The 15,194-nt window shown below is 41.8% G+C and carries 28 protein-coding genes; all 28 read right to left on the minus strand.

Going from position 1 to position 15,194, the window contains the following annotated elements:
* Window positions 1-11 precede the first annotated feature (11 nt).
* A complete protein-coding gene (gene eno, locus ACOOE0_RS01220; protein ID WP_420400675.1) occupies window positions 12-1,304 on the minus strand; it encodes a phosphopyruvate hydratase in 1,293 nt (430 codons plus the stop codon).
* 116 nt (window positions 1,305-1,420) lie between these two features.
* Window positions 1,421-2,533 carry a glutamine-hydrolyzing carbamoyl-phosphate synthase small subunit gene (carA, locus tag ACOOE0_RS01225; protein WP_420400676.1) on the minus strand — a complete coding sequence of 371 codons (1,113 nt, stop codon included), beginning with the start codon at window positions 2,531-2,533 and terminating at the stop codon, window positions 1,421-1,423.
* A 97-nt stretch (window positions 2,534-2,630) separates the two neighbouring features.
* Window positions 2,631-3,134: a 50S ribosomal protein L17 gene (rplQ, locus tag ACOOE0_RS01230; protein ID WP_420400677.1), complete on the minus strand. Its 504-nt coding sequence runs from the start codon at window positions 3,132-3,134 to the stop codon at window positions 2,631-2,633.
* A gap of 63 nt (window positions 3,135-3,197) precedes the next feature.
* Entirely contained in the window at window positions 3,198-4,190 is a 993-nt protein-coding gene (locus tag ACOOE0_RS01235; RefSeq protein WP_097047045.1) for a DNA-directed RNA polymerase subunit alpha, read from the minus strand.
* 18 nt (window positions 4,191-4,208) lie between these two features.
* Window positions 4,209-4,814 (minus strand): 30S ribosomal protein S4, encoded by a 606-nt coding sequence (rpsD, locus tag ACOOE0_RS01240; RefSeq protein WP_420400678.1) that lies wholly within the window; start codon window positions 4,812-4,814, stop codon window positions 4,209-4,211.
* Window positions 4,815-4,911: 97 nt separating this feature from the next.
* Complete coding sequence (gene rpsK, locus ACOOE0_RS01245; RefSeq protein ID WP_420400679.1) at window positions 4,912-5,304, minus strand: 30S ribosomal protein S11; 393 nt, start codon at window positions 5,302-5,304, stop codon at window positions 4,912-4,914.
* A 109-nt stretch (window positions 5,305-5,413) separates the two neighbouring features.
* Window positions 5,414-5,788, minus strand: a complete 375-nt coding sequence (rpsM, locus tag ACOOE0_RS01250; RefSeq protein ID WP_420400680.1) for a 30S ribosomal protein S13 — start codon at window positions 5,786-5,788, stop codon at window positions 5,414-5,416.
* Window positions 5,789-5,790: 2 nt separating this feature from the next.
* Entirely contained in the window at window positions 5,791-5,907 is a 117-nt protein-coding gene (ykgO, locus tag ACOOE0_RS01255; RefSeq protein WP_013621733.1) for a type B 50S ribosomal protein L36, read from the minus strand.
* A gap of 4 nt (window positions 5,908-5,911) precedes the next feature.
* Window positions 5,912-6,127, minus strand: coding sequence for a translation initiation factor IF-1 (gene infA / locus ACOOE0_RS01260; RefSeq protein WP_014031991.1), 216 nt, complete (start codon window positions 6,125-6,127; stop codon window positions 5,912-5,914).
* 74 nt (window positions 6,128-6,201) lie between these two features.
* The gene (secY, locus tag ACOOE0_RS01265; RefSeq protein WP_420400681.1) at window positions 6,202-7,548 is read right to left on the minus strand and encodes a preprotein translocase subunit SecY; all 1,347 of its coding nucleotides are present in this window, start codon (window positions 7,546-7,548) and stop codon (window positions 6,202-6,204) included.
* A gap of 11 nt (window positions 7,549-7,559) precedes the next feature.
* Window positions 7,560-8,012, minus strand: coding sequence for a 50S ribosomal protein L15 (gene rplO, locus ACOOE0_RS01270; protein WP_138835161.1), 453 nt, complete (start codon window positions 8,010-8,012; stop codon window positions 7,560-7,562).
* 13 nt (window positions 8,013-8,025) lie between these two features.
* Window positions 8,026-8,205, minus strand: coding sequence for a 50S ribosomal protein L30 (gene rpmD, locus ACOOE0_RS01275; protein WP_249967967.1), 180 nt, complete (start codon window positions 8,203-8,205; stop codon window positions 8,026-8,028).
* A 108-nt stretch (window positions 8,206-8,313) separates the two neighbouring features.
* Window positions 8,314-8,838: a 30S ribosomal protein S5 gene (gene rpsE, locus ACOOE0_RS01280; protein ID WP_420400682.1), complete on the minus strand. Its 525-nt coding sequence runs from the start codon at window positions 8,836-8,838 to the stop codon at window positions 8,314-8,316.
* Between the two features lie 7 nt (window positions 8,839-8,845).
* A complete protein-coding gene (gene rplR, locus ACOOE0_RS01285) occupies window positions 8,846-9,199 on the minus strand; it encodes a 50S ribosomal protein L18 (RefSeq protein ID WP_420400683.1) in 354 nt (117 codons plus the stop codon).
* Between the two features lie 11 nt (window positions 9,200-9,210).
* Entirely contained in the window at window positions 9,211-9,753 is a 543-nt protein-coding gene (rplF, locus tag ACOOE0_RS01290; RefSeq protein ID WP_420400684.1) for a 50S ribosomal protein L6, read from the minus strand.
* A 19-nt stretch (window positions 9,754-9,772) separates the two neighbouring features.
* Window positions 9,773-10,171 carry a 30S ribosomal protein S8 gene (rpsH, locus tag ACOOE0_RS01295; RefSeq protein ID WP_420400685.1) on the minus strand — a complete coding sequence of 133 codons (399 nt, stop codon included), beginning with the start codon at window positions 10,169-10,171 and terminating at the stop codon, window positions 9,773-9,775.
* Between the two features lie 17 nt (window positions 10,172-10,188).
* Window positions 10,189-10,458, minus strand: a complete 270-nt coding sequence (gene rpsN, locus ACOOE0_RS01300; RefSeq protein ID WP_116218582.1) for a 30S ribosomal protein S14 — start codon at window positions 10,456-10,458, stop codon at window positions 10,189-10,191.
* A gap of 1 nt (window position 10,459) precedes the next feature.
* Entirely contained in the window at window positions 10,460-11,011 is a 552-nt protein-coding gene (gene rplE / locus ACOOE0_RS01305) for a 50S ribosomal protein L5 (protein ID WP_249967962.1), read from the minus strand.
* A gap of 2 nt (window positions 11,012-11,013) precedes the next feature.
* Entirely contained in the window at window positions 11,014-11,325 is a 312-nt protein-coding gene (rplX, locus tag ACOOE0_RS01310; RefSeq protein ID WP_420400686.1) for a 50S ribosomal protein L24, read from the minus strand.
* Window positions 11,326-11,342: 17 nt separating this feature from the next.
* On the minus strand, window positions 11,343-11,711 hold the full coding sequence (gene rplN / locus ACOOE0_RS01315; RefSeq protein WP_073181004.1) for a 50S ribosomal protein L14: 369 nt from the start codon (window positions 11,709-11,711) through the stop codon (window positions 11,343-11,345).
* A gap of 2 nt (window positions 11,712-11,713) precedes the next feature.
* Window positions 11,714-11,974, minus strand: coding sequence for a 30S ribosomal protein S17 (rpsQ, locus tag ACOOE0_RS01320; protein ID WP_073181006.1), 261 nt, complete (start codon window positions 11,972-11,974; stop codon window positions 11,714-11,716).
* A gap of 13 nt (window positions 11,975-11,987) precedes the next feature.
* Window positions 11,988-12,179, minus strand: coding sequence for a 50S ribosomal protein L29 (rpmC, locus tag ACOOE0_RS01325; RefSeq protein ID WP_138835174.1), 192 nt, complete (start codon window positions 12,177-12,179; stop codon window positions 11,988-11,990).
* Window positions 12,180-12,198: 19 nt separating this feature from the next.
* Window positions 12,199-12,618 carry a 50S ribosomal protein L16 gene (rplP, locus tag ACOOE0_RS01330; protein WP_073181010.1) on the minus strand — a complete coding sequence of 140 codons (420 nt, stop codon included), beginning with the start codon at window positions 12,616-12,618 and terminating at the stop codon, window positions 12,199-12,201.
* Between the two features lie 20 nt (window positions 12,619-12,638).
* Window positions 12,639-13,355, minus strand: coding sequence for a 30S ribosomal protein S3 (gene rpsC / locus ACOOE0_RS01335; protein ID WP_420400687.1), 717 nt, complete (start codon window positions 13,353-13,355; stop codon window positions 12,639-12,641).
* An 8-nt stretch (window positions 13,356-13,363) separates the two neighbouring features.
* On the minus strand, window positions 13,364-13,771 hold the full coding sequence (gene rplV / locus ACOOE0_RS01340; RefSeq protein ID WP_420400688.1) for a 50S ribosomal protein L22: 408 nt from the start codon (window positions 13,769-13,771) through the stop codon (window positions 13,364-13,366).
* A 7-nt stretch (window positions 13,772-13,778) separates the two neighbouring features.
* A complete protein-coding gene (rpsS, locus tag ACOOE0_RS01345) occupies window positions 13,779-14,057 on the minus strand; it encodes a 30S ribosomal protein S19 (RefSeq protein WP_116182579.1) in 279 nt (92 codons plus the stop codon).
* Between the two features lie 11 nt (window positions 14,058-14,068).
* Window positions 14,069-14,893: a 50S ribosomal protein L2 gene (rplB, locus tag ACOOE0_RS01350; protein ID WP_420400689.1), complete on the minus strand. Its 825-nt coding sequence runs from the start codon at window positions 14,891-14,893 to the stop codon at window positions 14,069-14,071.
* Window positions 14,894-14,902: 9 nt separating this feature from the next.
* The gene (gene rplW / locus ACOOE0_RS01355) at window positions 14,903-15,193 is read right to left on the minus strand and encodes a 50S ribosomal protein L23 (RefSeq protein WP_138835180.1); all 291 of its coding nucleotides are present in this window, start codon (window positions 15,191-15,193) and stop codon (window positions 14,903-14,905) included.
* Window position 15,194 lies beyond the last annotated feature (1 nt).

Genomic DNA, 15,194 nt, shown 5'->3' on the forward strand with positions numbered 1-15,194 from the left:
ATCATCAACAATTAATTTACTTTGAATGCTTTTTCCTGCGGATAGTAAGCCGTACTTCCCAATTCTTCCTCAATTCTCAATAATTGATTGTATTTGGCCATCCTATCACTACGTGAAGCGGAACCAGTTTTGATCTGACCCGTGTTCAATGCCACGGCCAAATCAGCGATGGTATTGTCCTCTGTCTCCCCAGAACGGTGGGACATTACTGAGGTGTACCCTGCATTTTTTGCCATATTTACCGCTGCAATAGTCTCAGTCAAGGTACCAATTTGGTTTACTTTAATCAAAATGGAGTTGGCAATGCCATTTTCAATTCCACGGGAAAGTCGTTCTACATTGGTCACGAACAAATCGTCGCCTACCAATTGTACTTTGTCCCCAACTTTTTCTGTCAACACTTTCCAACCGTCCCAATCGTTCTCGTCCATTCCATCTTCAATGGATATGATGGGATATTTTTCGCAAAGATCGGCCAAATACTGAGCTTGCTCTTCGGAAGTCCTAACCACTCCTTTATCGCCCTCAAACTTAGTATAATCATATTTCCCGTCCACATAGAACTCGGCAGAAGCGCAATCCAACGCAATCATGACCTCATCCCCTAGTTTATATCCTGCTTTGTCCACTGCTTTTGCGATAGTATCCAAGGCATCTTCCGTACCACCTTCCAAGGTTGGTGCAAATCCACCTTCATCCCCTACTGCTGTGCTCAAACCTCTATCGTGAAGTACTTTTTTAAGATTGTGGAAAATTTCAGTTCCCATTTGCATGGCATGGCTGAAGTCTTTGGCCTTTACCGGCATTACCATAAATTCCTGGAATGCGATGGGCGCATCCGAGTGCGAACCTCCGTTTATGATATTCATCATGGGAACCGGAAGGGTGTTGGCACTTACACCACCCACGTAGCGGTACAAAGGCAATCCCAATTCGTTGGCTGCTGCTTTGGCTACCGCCAAGGAAACACCCAAGATGGCATTCGCACCCAACTTTGATTTGTTTGGTGTTCCATCCAAGGCAATCATGGCATCATCGATTTGATTTTGCTCAAAAACCGAAGTACCTACCAATTCCTCTGCGATAATGGTATTTACATTATTCACGGCCTGGCCTACACCTTTGCCCATAAAAGAACTTCCACCATCCCTTAGTTCAACGGCTTCATGCTCTCCTGTAGAAGCGCCGGAAGGTACGGCAGCTCTTCCCAAAATGCCATTTTCGGTAATCACATCTACCTCTACGGTAGGATTACCTCTTGAGTCTAAAATCTGTCTTGCATGAATGTTGATAATAATGCTCATGTGAACTTAAATTTATGGTTGAAATTAATTCGGCAAAGATACAAAAGGAGTGCAGTTTTGCTTCATGATAAGGCTCATAAAACACTGATAATAACCTAAAAATAAACTACAACGTTTTAGTTGCGTCCAGATTCTATGACCTCAAAAAATTGGTCAAACAGATAATCTGCATCATGGGGTCCAGGGCTTGCTTCCGGGTGGTACTGTACAGAAAACACATCCTTATCCTTCATCTTGATTCCTGCTACGGTATTATCATTCAAGTGCATATGGGTAATCTCCAAGTCTGCGTGGGCTTCGGTTTCTTCCCTATTGATGGCAAAACCATGGTTTTGGGAGGTTATTTCCCCTTTTCCTGTGACCAAATTGAGAATAGGGTGGTTGATACCCCTGTGCCCGTTGTGCATTTTATAGGTTGAAACCCCATTGGCCAAGGCCAATACCTGATGCCCGAGGCAGATTCCAAACAAAGGCTTGTTGGACTTTATCATCTCCTTGGCCGTGGCAATAGCATCTGTTAATGGCTCAGGATCCCCAGGTCCGTTGGATATGAAGTACCCATCCGGGTTCCAGGCTTCCAAATCTTTAAAAGGCGTGTTGTACGGAAATACCTTAATATAGGCTCCTCTTTTGGCCAAGTTTCTTAGAATGTTTTTCTTAATCCCAATATCTAGGGCAGAAATTTTGATTTTAGCGTCTTCCTCGCCAAAGTAATACGGTTCCTTGGCGGAAACTTTGGAAGCCAATTCCAATCCTTCCATGCTCGGTACCTTTTTCAACTCTTCCTTGAGCGCATCCAGCTCATCCACTCTTGTTGAGATCAAGGCGTTCATGGCTCCGTTATCCCGAATATAGCTGACCAAAGCCCGAGTATCCACATCGGAAATGGCAAATAGGTCGTTTTTGTCCAAAAACTCCAGAAGGCTCATATCCGCATCGGGCCTTGAATATTCATAACTGAAATTTTTAACGATCAATCCAGCGATTTTAATGGAATCGGATTCCACTTCATCCAAATTGGCTCCGTAGTTGCCAATATGTGCATTGGTGGCCACCATCAGTTGCCCGTAGTAAGAGGGGTCTGTAAAAATTTCCTGGTAACCGGTCATTCCCGTATTAAAACATACTTCCCCAACGGCGGTCCCTTCTTTGTTTCCAATGGCCTTTCCATAAAAAACGGTGCCGTCTGCCAACAACACCAGTGCCTTTTTCTTAGCGTGATACTTCATTGTGGTTTTAAAATTTCAGTTTGACAAAAAAACATAAAAAAAGGATAAGTTTTCACTTATCCTTTTTCCACTAATACAATAGTTAATAACATTCTTCTTATTCTTCTGAATCGTCCGTTGTTTTCGTTTCTGCTACTGGAGCAGCCGCCGCTGCCTTTTTGCCTCCACCCCTTCTACTTCTTCTTGTAGATTTCTTGGCTGGTTTTCCTGCGTTGTACAATTCATTGAAATCCACCAACTCGATCATGGCCATATCGGCATTATCTCCAAGTCGGTTTCCTAATTTGATAATTCGGGTGTATCCACCTGGTCTGTCACCAACTTTTTCTGCAACCGCTCCAAATAGTTCGGTAACTGCATACTTGTTTCTAAGGCTAGCGAAAACAATCCTTCTGTTATGCGTACCTTTTTCGGTAGTTTGGTTGTTCTCTGTTTTGGCCTTGGTGATCAATGGTTCAACAAACTGCTTAAGCGCTTTGGCTTTGGCAACAGTGGTGTTGATTCTCTTATGCTCTATTAGGGAACTAGCCATATTGGCCAACATTGCCTTTCTGTGGGCAGCTGTTCTCCCTAGGTGGTTAAATTTCTTTCCGTGTCTCATCTTTCTGTTTTATCATCTTGCTACCAAATCCCGATTGCAATCGGGAGAGCAAAATATGATTACTTAATCTTTGTCCAATTTATATTTTGACAAATCCATTCCAAACTGAAGTCCTTTGTTGATTACCAACTCTTCCAATTCGGTCAAGGATTTTTTACCAAAGTTCCTGAACTTCATCAAATCGTTTTTGTTGAAGGAAACCAAATCTCCCAAAGTATCCACTTCGGCAGCTTTCAAACAATTCAATGCCCTTACGGACAAATCCATGTCTACCAATTTGGTCTTCAACAACTGACGCATGTGCAACGACTCCTCATCATAAGTCTCCGTTTGGGCAATTTCATCAGCCTCAAGGGTGATACGCTCATCGGAGAACAACATGAAGTGGTGAATCAAAACTTTGGCAGCTTCAGTCAATGCATCTTTCGGGTGGATGGAACCATCAGTGATGATTTCAAAAACCAATTTTTCGTAATCGGTTTTTTGCTCTACCCTAAAGTTTTCAATGCTGTATTTTACGTTTTTAACCGGAGTGTAAACAGAATCAACCGCAATGCTTCCCAAGGGGGCATTGGATTTCTTGTTTTCCTCAGCTGGAACGTATCCACGACCTTTTTCGATAATAACCTCAAGGTTAATACTTACTTTGGGATCCATGTTACAAATAACCAAATCAGGATTCAATACTTGGTATCCTGAAATGAACTTCTGGAAATCTCCAGCGGTCAATTGTTCTTTTCCACTTACGGAAACAGAAACAGTTTCACTTTCAACATCATCAATCTGTCTTTTGAAACGAACCTGTTTTAGGTTCAAGATCATTTCCGTAACGTCTTCAACAACGCCTGGGATAACAGAAAACTCATGTTCAACTCCATCAATACGCACAGAAGTAATCGCAAAACCTTCCAATGAGGAAAGTAGAACTCTTCTCAGCGCATTTCCAACTGTTAATCCATAACCAGGTTCCAAAGGGCGAAATTCAAATTTCCCTTCGAAATCTGTTGAATCGATCATTATAACTTTATCGGGCTTCTGAAAATTAAGTAATGCCATATTGGATTAATGTTGATTTTATTTAGAGTATAACTCGACTATTAGTTGTTCCTTGATATTCTCAGGAATCTGAAGTCTTTCAGGAATCGCAACGTAAGTTCCTTCCTTTGTTTCAGAATTCCATGTAATCCATTCGTAAACACTGCTGTTGGCAGCCAAGGAATCTTGAATGGACTGTACGGATTTAGATTTTTCACGAACACCAACTACATCCCCAGCCTTAAGGCTATAGGAAGGAATGTTCACTATCTCACCGTTAACGGTAATGTGTCTGTGGGAAACCAACTGTCTGGCACCACGTCTTGATGGGGCAATTCCCATTCTGTAGACTACGTTGTCCAAACGGGACTCACACAATTGAAGCAATACCTCACCGGTTACTCCCTTGCTTCTGTTGGCCTTGTCAAATAGGTTTCTAAATTGTCTTTCCAAAATACCGTAGGTATACTTGGCTTTTTGCTTCTCCATCAACTGGATAGCGTATTCTGATTTTTTACCACGGCGTCTGTTGTTACCGTGCTGTCCTGGAGGATAACTTTTTTTCTCGAAGGCTTTATCGTCTCCGAAAATCGCTTCTCCAAATTTTCTAGCGATCTTTGATTTTGGTCCTGTGTATCTTGCCATCTTCTAATTTTTTGAAAGTGCGATTATGAATTAAGGCTTATCCTTCGATAATCTCCATGCACTTTCGTGAAGACCCTAATGGGCCGATTATGATTAATTAAACTCTTCTTCTTTTTGGAGGTCTACAACCGTTGTGCGGAAGTGGGGTAACATCGATGATTTCCGTAACCTCGATACCGGAATTGTGGATGGAACGAATTGCAGATTCCCTACCATTTCCAGGTCCTTTTACGTAAACCTTCACTTTTCTCAATCCTGCCTCATGTGCAACTTTGGCACAATCTTCCGCGGCTACCTGGGCAGCGTAGGGAGTGTTCTTTTTAGAACCTCTAAATCCTAGCTTACCAGCCGAAGACCAAGAAATTACATCACCCTTTTTATTGGTCAAGGAAATGATGATATTGTTAAAGGAAGCAGTAACGTGGGCCTCTCCAACGGACTCCACCACTACTTTGCGCTTCTTTGTTGTTTTTGTACTTACTTTTGCCATATTTTTTAGTTTCTAGTGTTAGTTCTTAGTTATTGGAATCCTAGACTTTTACATTTCAAACAGATTCTTCTAACGTCTAAATACTAACTAATGACTTCTATCTAAATTATTATTTGGTTGCCTTTTTCTTGTTGGCAACAGTCTTTCTCTTTCCTTTTCTAGTCCTAGAGTTGTTTTTGGTACGTTGACCTCTAAGCGGTAATCCGGATCTATGACGAATCCCACGGTAACAACCGATGTCCATCAATCGCTTGATGTTCAATTGGGTTTCGGAACGAAGTTCTCCTTCAATAGTGTAAGAGGAAACAGCTTCCCTGATTCTACCGATTTCATCATCATTCCAATCGGAAACTTTGGTATCCTCGCTCACTTTGGCCTTCTCCAAAATTTCTTGGGCCCTACTTTTACCAATTCCGTAAATGTAGGTAAGTGAAATTACTCCGCGTTTTTGTTTGGGTATATCAACCCCTGCAATTCTTGCCATAATTACCCTTGTCTTTGTTTAAATCTAGGATTCTTTTTGTTGATTACGTATAATCTGCCTTTTCTGCGAACAATCTTGCATTCGGCGCTTCTCTTCTTTATTGATGCTCTTACTTTCATCGTATTAGTATCTATAAGTAATTCTTGCTTTTGTTAAATCGTATGGGCTCATTTCAAGCTTTACCTTGTCCCCTGGAAGTAATTTGATGTAATGCATACGCATTTTTCCAGAGATGTGTGCTGTTACAACATGACCGTTCTCCAATTCAACTCTAAACATTGCGTTTGACAATGCTTCGATTATGGTTCCGTCTTGTTCTATTGCAGGCTGCTTTGCCATTCTTTAGTCTTTAGTTTTTAGTCCTTAGTTGATAGTGTTTGACTAACGCCCTTCAACCAAAGTCTATCGTCTAATTATGCTACTTTTCTATTCTTTCCGGTTTTCATCAAACCGTCATAATGTCTATTCAACAAATAAGAATTTACTTGTTGTACCGTATCGATGGCCACACCTACCATAATCAATAGGGAAGTACCACCGTAAAATAATGCCCATCCAGCCTGTACGTCCATCAACTTCACCACTACTGCAGGCAATACTGCCAACAAGGCCAAGAAAACAGAACCAGGCAAAGTGATCAAGGACATGATCTTGTCCAAGAAATCACCTGTTTCCTTTCCAGGTCTAATCCCTGGAATGAATCCACCACTTCTTTTTAGATCATCCGCCATTTTGTTCGTGGGAACTGTAATGGCCGTATAGAAGTAGGTGAATATGATGATCAATATGCCGAACAGAATGTTATAGGCCAATCCGAAAATATCGGCAAACTGAACCTCCATCCATTGTCCTACTGCTGTATCATTAAAGGTCTTTCCAATCAAACTTGGCGCAAACATAATCGCTTGGGCGAAGATAATCGGCATAACCCCGGATGCATTCAACTTTAATGGGATGTATTGTCTAGATCCCATGATGTTCTTTTCGTACCCACCAGAAGCTGTTCTTCTTGCATATTGAACCGGTATCTGGCGCACGGCCATCACCAACAACACACTTGCCAAGATCACCAAGAACCAAATGATCACCTCAATCAAGATAAACATGATTCCACCGGTGTTGTTTGTAGTTCTTGAGATAAACTCCTGAACAAAAGATTGTGGCATGGTGGCAATAATCCCGATCATGATCAATAGGGAAATACCGTTACCGATTCCTTTATCCGTTATCTTCTCTCCCAACCACATGGCAAACACACATCCAGTAACCAGGATAATTACGGCTGGAATCATAAAATCCAATCCTTTCCCGATCACAAAAGCGGAAGCAGGAACTCCAAACCCAGCTTCAAGGCTATATAAATAAGCAGGTGCCTGGACGATACAAATACCGATGGTCAACCAACGTGTTATCTGGTTGATGGTCTTTCTTCCACTTTCACCTTCTTTCTGCAGTTTTTGCAAATAAGGAATGGCAATACCCATCAACTGCACCACAATGGAAGCAGAAATGTAGGGCATGATTCCCAGAGCAAACACAGATGCATTGGCAAAAGCACCTCCTGTAAAAGCATTCAATAATCCTAGTAATCCCCCATCAGTCCCATCGGCCAAAGCTCCCAACTGGGAAGTATCAATACCTGGAAGAACAATTTGTGCACCAAAACGGTACACTAAAAGCAAGCCAAGGGTAACAATAATTCGTTGCCTTAGCTCTTCAATCTTCCAAATATTTGATATGGTCTCTATAAATTTCTTCATGCTTCTTATTCTTATAAACTTATTGCCTCACCTCCAGCAGCTTCAATAGCAGCTTTAGCGGAAGCACTAAATTTATGTACAGATATTTTAAGGGCAGCTTTCAATTCGCCGTCTCCCAAAATCTTTACCAAGTCGTTTTTATGTGCCAATCTGTTTTCCACAAGGGTTTCCAAGGTCACTTCTTTCTTTACAACACCATTATCCACCAATTCTTGCAATTTGCTCAAATTAATGCCCTGGTATTCCTTTCTATTGATATTCTTAAAACCAAATTTGGGAACACGACGTTGCAAAGGCATTTGTCCACCTTCAAAACCAATCTTCTTGGAATATCCAGATCTTGACTTGGCCCCTTTGTGTCCACGGGTAGAAGTGCCTCCTTTACCGGAACCTTCTCCACGACCTACACGTTTTCCCGCTTTTTGTACAGCACCTTCTGCTGGCTTAAGATTATGTAACTCCATGTGCCTTTATATTTTAAGCTTCCTCAGTGGAAACCAAGTGTTTTACCTTATTAATCATTCCAAGGATATTAGGTGTTGCATCGTGTTCAACAACATGCCCAATCTTGCGCAAACCAAGAGCTTCCAAAGTCCTCTTCTGGGTCTGGGTTCTTTTGATGGCGCTTTTTACCTGCTTAACTTTAATCTTTGACATTTTATCAGTTTTTAGTCCTTAGTCCTTAGTCTCTAGTTTTCCTTGGTTTTACTTTTTTGGTTGAAAAAGCCACTAACTACTATCAACTATGGACTGTCAACCTATTTTTTATCCCTTAAAGACTTTTTCTAAAGAAATTCCTCTTTGGTTGGCAACAGTTTGCGCTCCCCTTAGTTGCAATAGGGCATCAAAAGTTGCCTTTACAACGTTGTGCGGGTTGGAAGAACCTTGTGATTTTGACAATACATCGTGTACACCAACAGCTTCCAATACCGCTCTTACAGCACCACCGGCAATTACTCCGGTACCATGTGATGCAGGCTGAATGTAAACACGCGCACCTCCATACTTCCCTTTTTGCTCATGAGGAAGGGTTCCCTTGTTCAAAGGAATGCGAACCAAATTCTTCTTGGCATCCTCGATAGCCTTGGCAATGGCGGTTGCTACTTCTTTGGATTTACCCAAACCATGTCCTACTACACCATTCTCATCACCAACAACAACAATTGCTGAAAAACCGAATGCTCTACCACCTTTGGTAACTTTGGTAACCCTTTGGACTCCTACCAAACGATCTTTCAACTCCAGTCCACCTGGCTTAACTATTTCTACGTTTTTGTATTTCTGGTACATAGTCTTATTAGAATTTTAGTCCTGCTTCCCTAGCTCCTTCTGCCAATGATTTAACTCTTCCGTGATACAGGTTTCCACCTCTATCAAAAGCTACGGCCTCAACACCAAGCTTCTTTGCTTTTTCCGCGATGGCCTTTCCTACCAAAGCAGCAACTTCGGTTTTGGTTCCTTTGGCATCAAGGTCTTTATCTCTTGAAGACGCAGCAGCCAAAGTAACACCTTTGTTATCGTCAATCAATTGAGCGTAGATCTCTTTGTTACTTCTAAAAACAGAGAGTCTTGGTCTTGCTTCAGTACCGGAAGAAATCTTTCTGATTCTTCTCCTGATGCGTAATCTTCTTTCAGTCTTGGATAATCCCATAGTCTTACTTATTATGCTGATTTACCTGCTTTTCTTCTTAATTGTTCACCAACAAACTTGATTCCTTTTCCTTTGTAAGGCTCTGGCTTACGGAAAGCGCGAATCTTGGCAGCAACTTGTCCTACCAACTGCTTGTCGTGAGATGTTAACTTAACGATAGGATTTTTACCCTTTTCGGAAATGGTCTCGATTTTGACTTCGGGAGCAATATCCAATACTATGTTGTGGGAAAAACCTAACGCCAAATCCAATTTTTGTCCTTGGTTACTGGCTCTGTATCCAACCCCTACCAATTCCAATTCCTTGGTCCATCCTTTGGACACTCCATCGACCATATTGGCAATCAAGGCACGGTATAGTCCGTGTTTTGCTTTGTGCTCTTTGGAATCAGACGGTCTTTCTAGCTGAACATTTCCTTCCTCAACCTTTACTGCAATTCCCGAAATCTCTTGGGAAAGTTCTCCCAACTTACCTTTTACGGTAACCACATTGTCGTTTACCTCAACGGTGACTCCTTCTGGGATTGCAACTGGATTGTTACCTATTCTAGACATTTTTCTTTTCTTTTCTCAATTAATAAACGTAGCACAATACTTCGCCACCTACGTTTTCTTGCTTGGCCTGCTTGCTGGTCATTACCCCATGGGAGGTTGACACAATTGCAATTCCCAAACCGTTAAGAACCCTTGGAAGCTCTTCTGAACCTGCATACTTACGAAGTCCAGGCTTGCTCACCCTTTGTAATTTCTTAATCACAGGCTCTTTGGTAAACTTATCGTACTTCAAGGCAATTTTGATATTACCCTGCGTATCGTTTTCCTCAAATTTGTAGCTCAAGATGTAACCTTGGTCAAACAAAATTTTGGTCATCTGTTTTTTTAGATTGGATGCTGGAACATCTACCACCCTATGACCTGCCCTACTGGCATTTCTAATTCTGGTCAAATAATCTGAAATTGGATCTGTAAGCATTTCTCTTCTTTATCTGTTTACCAACTTGCCTTTTTAACTCCTGGAATCAAGCCCTGATTGGCCATTTCCCTGAATGTAACCCTGGAAATACCAAATGTTCTCATATATCCTCTTGGTCTACCGGTCAATTTGCAACGGTTGCGCATACGTACCGGAGATGCATTTTTGGGAAGCTTTTGCAAGGCTTCGTAATCACCAGCTTCTTTTAAAGCCTTTCTCTTTTCTGCATACTTTGCAACCATTTTTGCCCTTTTTCTTTCACGGGCTTTCATTGATTCCTTAGCCATACTAGTTCTTTTTAAAGGGTACTCCCAATTCGGTTAACAATGATTTTGCTTCTTTATCTGTTTCCGCAGAAGTAACGAAAGTGATATCCATTCCGTTTATTCTGTTGATCTTGTCAATATTGATCTCTGGAAAAATAATCTGCTCGGTCACACCCAAGCTGTAATTTCCTCTACCATCGAATCCAGTAGCCTTCACTCCTTGGAAATCACGTACCCTAGGAAGGGCAGACGTAATCAAGCGGTCCAAAAACTCATACATGCGCTCACCTCTTAGGGTAACTTTGGCACCTATGGGCATTCCTTTTCTCAACTTGAAGGATGCAACGTCCTTTTTGGAAATGGTTGCTACCGCCTTCTGACCAGTAATATTGGTCAACTCCTCAACAGCATGGTCAATCAGCTTTTTGTCGGAAACAGCAGCTCCAACCCCACGGCTAACCACAATCTTCTCCAATTTGGGAACCTGCATTACGTTTTTGTAACCAAATTCTTCAGACAACGCCTTAATTACGCGCTCTCTATATTCTTGCTTTAATCTTGGAATGTAACTCATAACTAAATTACTTCATTGGATTTCTTGGCAAACCTAACTTTCTTCCCATCTCTTTCTTCGTACCCAACGCGAGTGGCTTCACCAGATTTTGGGTCGATCAATGAAAGGTTTGAGATATGGATAGGCGCTTCCTTTTTTACAATTCCTCCCTGAGGATTCTTTGCACTAGGTTTTTCGTGCTTGGAAACCGTATTGACTCCTTCCACGATAGCCTTGTTCTTTTCACGGTCTACCTGAAGCACTTTTCCTTCGGTGCCTTTGTGGTCCCCTGTAATGACCCTAACGGTATCCCCTGTTTTTATTTTCAACTTCATCTTAACTGATATTTCTGTTAAAGCACCTCTGGAGCTAGTGAAACAATCTTCATGAACTGCTTGTCCCTAAGTTCCCTGGCCACTGGCCCAAAAACCCTGGTTCCGCGCATTTCACCTGTTGGGTTCAACAAAACGCAAGCGTTATCATCAAATCGGATATAAGAACCATCAGGTCTTCTTACTTCCTTTTTTGTCCGTACCACAACCGCAGTAGAAACAGAACCCTTTTTTACCGTTCCATTGGGAGTAGCTTCCTTTACGGTAACCACAATCTTATCTCCCAAAGAAGCATATCTTCTCTTAGTACCTCCAAGTACGCGGATGGTCAAAACTTCTTTTGCACCAGTGTTGTCCGCAACCTTTAATCTTGATTCTTGCTGTAACATAATTATTTAGCTCTTTCAAGGATTTCAACCAATCTCCAACATTTCGTCTTGCTCAATGGTCGGGTTTCCATTATTTTAACGGTATCACCTTCGTTGCAGTCATTCTTTTCATCATGGGCCACATACTTCTTGGTCTTAAGAACGAACTTACCGTACATAGGGTGCTTTACTCGTTTTACCTCAGAAACTACAATGGATTTCTCCATTTTGCTGCTGGTAACAACGCCTATTCTTTCTTTTCTTAAATTTCTTTTATCTTCCATAAGGCAAAACCAATTATTGTACTTCCCTTTTAGTTAATTCTGTTGCAAGTCTCGCTACCGTCCTTCTAGTCTGTCTGATCTGTAAAGGATTTTCCAAAGGAGTAACCGAGTGAGCGATTTTTAAATCAGCATGTTGCTTTTTAAAATCAGCCAGCTTTTCCTTTAGCTCTTCAATTGAAAGTTCTTTTATCTCTGATTGTTTCATCTTTCTTCCCAATTAAAAATTAAGCGGAATAATCCCTAGCTACAATAAACTTTGTTTTTACGGGTAACTTTTGGGCTGCAAGACGTAATGCCTCCTTGGCAACGTCCATAGGAACACCAGCTACCTCAAACATGATTCTTCCAGGCTTAACAACGGCCACCCAATATTCTGGAGCACCCTTACCTTTACCCATACGTACCTCAAGAGGTTTTTTGGTGATGGGCTTGTCCGGGAAAATTTTGATCCAGAGCTGACCTTGTCTTTTCATATACCTTGTCGCAGCAATACGCGCAGCCTCGATCTGACGAGAAGTAATGAAATGGGAATCCAAGGATTTGATACCGAACATTCCATTGGAAAGTTGGTGCCCTCTTTGGGAATTTCCTTTCATACGTCCCTTCTGGGCTTTACGAAATTTTGTTCTTTTTGGCTGTAACATTTTACCTTTACTTTATCTTATTACTTTCTACGACGTTGTGGTTTCTTACCATCTCGTTTGTCGCCTTTTCCTTGACTTTTGGACAATCCTACGAGCGGGGAAAGTTCTCTTTTTCCATAAACCTCACCCTTCATGATCCAAACTTTGATACCCAATCTTCCGTAAGTCGTGTGTGCTTCATGCAAAGCATAGTCCACATCTGCACGGAAAGTGGATAATGGAATTCTTCCTTCCTTGTAAGATTCTGAACGTGCCATCTCAGCTCCGTTCAAACGTCCTGAAATCTGAATCTTGATACCCTCGGCATTCATACGGATTGCAGCTGCAATTGCCATTTTGATGGCTCTTCTGTATGAAATTCTGCTTTCAATTTGTCTTGCAACACTGGCTGCAACCAAATTGGCATCCAATTCAGGTCTTTTTATTTCATGGATATTGATCTGAACCTCTTTGTTGGTGATCTTCTTAAGCTCTTCCTTAAGCTTATCCACCTCTTGTCCTCCTTTACCAATGATGATACCAGGTCTTGCCGTGGTAATGGTGATGGTGATCAATTTTAAGGTTCTTTCAATAATTACCCTAGACACACTGGCCTTGGCCAAACGCGCATGGATATACTTTCTAATCTTATCATCCTCAGCCAGCTTATCGCCGTAATCATTACCGCCGTACCAGTTAGATTCCCATCCTCTGATAATTCCTAAGCGATTTCCTATCGGATTGGTTTTTTGTCCCATTTTATACTCTAGCTTTGAACGTTGTTATTGGCTTCCAAGATCATGGTAACATGGTTGGAACGCTTTCTAATTCTATGTGCTCTACCTTGTGGGGCAGGACGTAGTCTTTTCAACATTGTACCACCGTCCACACGGATCTCTTTGATAATAAGGTCAGCATCCTCTATGTTGGCCTCCTCATTTTTAGCTTCCCAGTTGGCAATTGCAGAAAGCAATAGTTTCTCCAATTTTCTGGAAGCCTCTTTGGGGTTGAACCTCAAGATGGCCAATGCCATTTCTACCTGCTTACCTCTAACCAAGTCAGCAACCAAGCGCATTTTTCTTGGCGAAGTTGGGCAGTTGTTCAACTTGGCAATAGCAAGTTGCTTCTTCTCTTCCTTTAACCTTTCGGCCATTTGTCTTTTACGAACTCCCATAGCTTACTTACTTTTTACCTTTGTTTTTAGCTCCTGCATGACCTCTAAAAGATCGTGTAGGTGAAAATTCTCCAAGCTTGTGACCTACCATGTTCTCGGTTACATATACAGGAACAAATTGTCTCCCGTTGTGCACTGCGATGGTCTGTCCTACGAAATCCGGAGTTATCATTGAGGCTCTTGACCATGTTTTGATAACCGTTTTCTTACCTGAATCTATATTGGCTTGAACTTTCTTTTCCAAGCTGTGATGAACGTAAGGTCCTTTTTTTAATGAACGTGCCATTTACTTTTCTTTTATTTCTTTCTACGTTCTATGATATATCTATTGGTGTCCTTGGTCTTGGAACGCGTCCTGAAGCCTTTGGCCGGGATACCGTTCTTAGATCTTGGGTGGCCTCCGGAAGCCCTTCCTTCACCTCCACCCATTGGGTGATCAACAGGGTTCATGGCTACTGGTCTAGTTCTTGGTCTTCTACCCAACCATCTGCTTCTACCTGCTTTACCAGATACCAACAATTGGTGATCAGAGTTGGAAACCGCACCAATGGTAGCCAAACAATTGGCCAAGATCATACGGGTCTCCCCTGAAGGCAATTTAATGGTAACGAACTTACCGTCCTTCGCCATTAACTGCGCAAAAGTACCAGCACTACGTGCCATAACAGCACCTTGACCTGGTCTAAGCTCTATACAGGAAATGATGGTACCCAATGGAATTTCACTTAAAGGAAGTGCATTTCCAATTTCTGGAGCAGCTTTGGCACCTGAAGAAATCTTCTGTCCTACCTGCATTCCGTTTTGGGCAACTACATATCTTTTTTCACCATCCTTGTATTCAACCAAGGCGATAAATGCAGTTCTGTTGGGATCGTACTGGATAGATACAATGGTTGCATCAACTCCTTGCTTATCTCTTTTGAAATCGATAATACGATACCTTCTTTTATGACCTCCACCTCTGTGGCGCATGGTCATTTTTCCTTGACTGTTCCTACCACCCGACTTTTTTAACGGAGCAAGCAAGCTTTTCTCCGGCTTATCAGTAGTAATCGCGTCAAATCCGTTTACTACTCTAAAACGCTGTCCGGGGGTTATCGGTTTTAATTTTCTAACTGACATTTCTCGTCTTTATAGATTACTGTAAAAATCAATAATATCACCCTCCGCCACATCAACAATTGCCTTTTTCAACGCATTTGTTTTTCCGTGCTGGATTCCTGTTTTTGTATAACGACTCTTACGGTTTGGACCATAGTTCATGGTTCTTACCTTTTCCACAGAAACACCATAAGCAGCCTCAACCGCTTCTTTGATCTGAAGCTTGTTGGCTGTTGGGTCAACGTAGAAACCATAACGATTGAAAAGCTCGCTATCCGCGGTCATTTTTTCCGTAATGATTGGTTTTATCAACACACTCATG

It is taken from the genome of Flagellimonas sp., assembly GCF_965215805.1.
Classification (GTDB): Bacteria; Bacteroidota; Bacteroidia; order Flavobacteriales; family Flavobacteriaceae; genus Flagellimonas.

What these genes read in the sequence shown, in the direction of transcription:
- eno (WP_420400675.1), bottom strand. Translation starts at nt 1,304, where the DNA reads ATGAGCATTATTATCAACATTCATGCAAGACAGATTTTAGACTCAAGA.
- carA (WP_420400676.1), bottom strand. Translation starts at nt 2,533, where the DNA reads ATGAAGTATCACGCTAAGAAAAAGGCACTGGTGTTGTTGGCAGACGGC.
- rplQ (WP_420400677.1), bottom strand. Translation starts at nt 3,134, where the DNA reads ATGAGACACGGAAAGAAATTTAACCACCTAGGGAGAACAGCTGCCCAC.
- ACOOE0_RS01235 (WP_097047045.1), bottom strand. Translation starts at nt 4,190, where the DNA reads ATGGCATTACTTAATTTTCAGAAGCCCGATAAAGTTATAATGATCGAT.
- rpsD (WP_420400678.1), bottom strand. Translation starts at nt 4,814, where the DNA reads ATGGCAAGATACACAGGACCAAAATCAAAGATCGCTAGAAAATTTGGA.
- rpsK (WP_420400679.1), bottom strand. Translation starts at nt 5,304, where the DNA reads ATGGCAAAAGTAAGTACAAAAACAACAAAGAAGCGCAAAGTAGTGGTG.
- rpsM (WP_420400680.1), bottom strand. Translation starts at nt 5,788, where the DNA reads ATGGCAAGAATTGCAGGGGTTGATATACCCAAACAAAAACGCGGAGTA.
- ykgO (WP_013621733.1), bottom strand. Translation starts at nt 5,907, where the DNA reads ATGAAAGTAAGAGCATCAATAAAGAAGAGAAGCGCCGAATGCAAGATT.
- infA (WP_014031991.1), bottom strand. Translation starts at nt 6,127, where the DNA reads ATGGCAAAGCAGCCTGCAATAGAACAAGACGGAACCATAATCGAAGCA.
- secY (WP_420400681.1), bottom strand. Translation starts at nt 7,548, where the DNA reads ATGAAGAAATTTATAGAGACCATATCAAATATTTGGAAGATTGAAGAG.
- rplO (WP_138835161.1), bottom strand. Translation starts at nt 8,012, where the DNA reads ATGGAGTTACATAATCTTAAGCCAGCAGAAGGTGCTGTACAAAAAGCG.
- rpmD (WP_249967967.1), bottom strand. Translation starts at nt 8,205, where the DNA reads ATGTCAAAGATTAAAGTTAAGCAGGTAAAAAGCGCCATCAAAAGAACC.
- rpsE (WP_420400682.1), bottom strand. Translation starts at nt 8,838, where the DNA reads ATGTACCAGAAATACAAAAACGTAGAAATAGTTAAGCCAGGTGGACTG.
- rplR (WP_420400683.1), bottom strand. Translation starts at nt 9,199, where the DNA reads ATGGGATTATCCAAGACTGAAAGAAGATTACGCATCAGGAGAAGAATC.
- rplF (WP_420400684.1), bottom strand. Translation starts at nt 9,753, where the DNA reads ATGTCTAGAATAGGTAACAATCCAGTTGCAATCCCAGAAGGAGTCACC.
- rpsH (WP_420400685.1), bottom strand. Translation starts at nt 10,171, where the DNA reads ATGCTTACAGATCCAATTTCAGATTATTTGACCAGAATTAGAAATGCC.
- rpsN (WP_116218582.1), bottom strand. Translation starts at nt 10,458, where the DNA reads ATGGCTAAGGAATCAATGAAAGCCCGTGAAAGAAAAAGGGCAAAAATG.
- rplE (WP_249967962.1), bottom strand. Translation starts at nt 11,011, where the DNA reads ATGAGTTACATTCCAAGATTAAAGCAAGAATATAGAGAGCGCGTAATT.
- rplX (WP_420400686.1), bottom strand. Translation starts at nt 11,325, where the DNA reads ATGAAGTTGAAAATAAAAACAGGGGATACCGTTAGGGTCATTACAGGG.
- rplN (WP_073181004.1), bottom strand. Translation starts at nt 11,711, where the DNA reads ATGTTACAGCAAGAATCAAGATTAAAGGTTGCGGACAACACTGGTGCA.
- rpsQ (WP_073181006.1), bottom strand. Translation starts at nt 11,974, where the DNA reads ATGGAAGATAAAAGAAATTTAAGAAAAGAAAGAATAGGCGTTGTTACC.
- rpmC (WP_138835174.1), bottom strand. Translation starts at nt 12,179, where the DNA reads ATGAAACAATCAGAGATAAAAGAACTTTCAATTGAAGAGCTAAAGGAA.
- rplP (WP_073181010.1), bottom strand. Translation starts at nt 12,618, where the DNA reads ATGTTACAGCCAAAAAGAACAAAATTTCGTAAAGCCCAGAAGGGACGT.
- rpsC (WP_420400687.1), bottom strand. Translation starts at nt 13,355, where the DNA reads ATGGGACAAAAAACCAATCCGATAGGAAATCGCTTAGGAATTATCAGA.
- rplV (WP_420400688.1), bottom strand. Translation starts at nt 13,771, where the DNA reads ATGGGAGTTCGTAAAAGACAAATGGCCGAAAGGTTAAAGGAAGAGAAG.
- rpsS (WP_116182579.1), bottom strand. Translation starts at nt 14,057, where the DNA reads ATGGCACGTTCATTAAAAAAAGGACCTTACGTTCATCACAGCTTGGAA.
- rplB (WP_420400689.1), bottom strand. Translation starts at nt 14,893, where the DNA reads ATGTCAGTTAGAAAATTAAAACCGATAACCCCCGGACAGCGTTTTAGA.
- rplW (WP_138835180.1), bottom strand. Translation starts at nt 15,193, where the DNA reads ATGAGTGTGTTGATAAAACCAATCATTACGGAAAAAATGACCGCGGAT.